The following is a 2,194-nucleotide window of genomic DNA, read 5'->3' as shown; positions in this document are numbered from 1 at the left end:
CCGCTGAATATTACGATTCCACAACAGGCCAGTGGACGCCAATATCAACCAATACAGGGCAGTATTATTACGTAAATCCGAACACCGGCGCTGCTGTTTTGTATAATCCTAATGCCAAGAGTACATTCCTTGGTTATGGAGGATCAAATCCCAATTTTAATGATCCAATGTTTGCCGGGAATGCACTTGCGCCTAGTTATGGTGCAGACCCGTTAGATACGCAGGTTCGAGACCAGAAAACAGGTGAAGTCGTTAATGCCGTTAATGGCATCCTAATGGTTGGTGGCGTTGCAATACCTCTGATTAATCTAGGCGGAGTGGCAACGACATCCACAGTTGGCGGACTAGGTAGTATTTCAGGAAACGCCACAGGTAGCTTTGGGGAAATACTGACTGCAGGCATAAGTAGTACTTATAATCCAGCAACCAAGGGCAGTAGTATTCTGAATATTTCGACGAATGTAACGGCATCTGAGTTTCAAGCAAATCTCTTAGCTAATGGATATAGCATTATAGGCAATGGCATTAGTAAAAATGGTGCGAATGTACAATTAAGCAATGGAATTTCTACTTATAGTATATATACTAGAACTTCTACAGGATCTTCAGGGGCTCAGTATTGGGGGCCAGGAGGTCAAGAGATAAAATTTTCTTTAGGTGCGCGTTGAATAAGCTTATGAAAAATATGAATCTTAACATTGCATTATATTTGAAAAATGCTTTGGATGAAGATAGTCTTTTTCCAAAGAATGTTTTCTCAAAAGAATTTAATAATAGCTTGTTTTTCGAAGCTGATTTAATTTTTTCAGAAAATTTCGTCGATTTTATTTTAACTATTATGGAAATAGAATGTGTAGAACAATTTTGTCTTTTAAATATGGATGAAACAAACTTTAATTACTCAAAATATAGTGCAGCTATCATGGGAAATGATATAAATAAAGAATCATATTTAAGTTTATTAAAATTTTCATCTTTATCAAATCAGTGGCTTTATAGTATGCAGCGTTATTCATGTTGTTCATCTAGTGGCAATTGGGTAATCTATTGTGAGAGAATGAATGATATTGCTGTAATTAGTTTCAAACAAGGTTGCAATATTGATAAATATAAACGCGCACTTGATACATTAAAAGCATTGCCGATTAAGGAAATTGTTACAAGTGAACGATTTCCATTTAATAAACTGGTACCTTCCTATCAAGAAGAATTAATACAGAATTATTAAATTTATTTTTGTCCCGTCCAAACGTCCAAAGTAGTTTTTGGGACTAGACGTTGCTTTTAAGCTGATTTCCCGCCTGATGGGCTGGTTCTGTCGCATTTAAAATCGATGGAACAATTTGAGATAATTGCCGCGATTTCATTTTACCGGAACAAGCATCTCAAATTGCTGTTTCAGGTATTAAAAATACACCTCGGGCGTAAGCGGGGTAGTATTTCCAGTACCATCTGGAGATTCAAATTTAATTCCTGTTATAAATCAATCAGGGAAACAAACTAGTTCTGCATTTATAGGTGGAAGTGGGGGAGCGAATGGCCAGGTTTCGACTATTCGCATTATGGATTCTACCCCTGCTAGAGGAAATAGTCTGGCGTATCCAAATGGATATATTAAATATGAAAATGACATTGGCCAAGGTGTGTATCAATATACAGGCAGGTGTTATCAGCTCTCCGGGTGATATTTCTCTGACTGCGGGCCATGATATCAATGCAACTGTTGCCTATGATACAGTTGCAAGTTCCTCCAAGCATGAAGAACAGTTTATCGGTGTCAGTGCAAAAGTCAGCCAGAATGTGACAAGCATTATCTCTGATATGAAACGTGCTTCGGAAATATTCAATTCCGGGCATGGCGGTGGCGCCTATGAGGCGATTGGGCAGGTCAGTGGTGTCATGAAGGCAGCTGATGCATTGTGGGCTGCATCTGGCGGCCCGCGTGTTTCTGGCTCAATCATGGTTGGTGCTTCCAGAAGTATCAGCAGCCAGCATGAGGAGATGGCTCTTGCTCATGGTACAACAATTAATGCTGGTGGGAATCTGAGCCTTAACGCAGGTAACGATATTCATCTGCAAGGTGCCAATGTTCATGCAGGCAATGATCTGAGCCTTGTTGCTGGTAATGATATCACCATTGAAAGTGCGCAATCCTACAGCTCTTCCGGTTCCCGTGAAGAGGAATGGAATGCAG

3 protein-coding genes are annotated in these 2,194 nt (G+C 39.7%); all 3 read left to right on the top strand.

Annotated features, from left to right (window positions below; all coding sequences use genetic code 11):
* A partial coding sequence (locus WJT86_RS12235; RefSeq protein ID WP_346337875.1) for a hypothetical protein occupies positions 1–668 on the top strand: 668 nt, incomplete at its 5' end.
* A gap of 8 nt (positions 669–676) precedes the next feature.
* On the top strand, positions 677–1,228 hold the full coding sequence (locus WJT86_RS12230; protein ID WP_346337873.1) for a hypothetical protein: 552 nt from the start codon (positions 677–679) through the stop codon (positions 1,226–1,228).
* Positions 1,229–1,620: 392 nt separating this feature from the next.
* On the top strand, positions 1,621–2,194 hold a 574-nt coding region (locus tag WJT86_RS12225), incomplete at its 3' end, for a hemagglutinin repeat-containing protein (RefSeq protein WP_346337871.1).

The organism is Hohaiivirga grylli (assembly GCF_039655745.1).
GTDB lineage: Bacteria > Pseudomonadota > Alphaproteobacteria > Rhizobiales > Beijerinckiaceae > Hohaiivirga > Hohaiivirga grylli.
Note: the sequence above shows the minus strand (reverse complement) of the source record. Positions and strands in the feature narration are given on the sequence as shown.

Bases quoted from the DNA above. Each gene is read 5' to 3' on its own strand.
- WJT86_RS12230 (WP_346337873.1), top strand. From the start codon at position 677: ATGAAAAATATGAATCTTAACATTGCATTATATTTGAAAAATGCTTTG.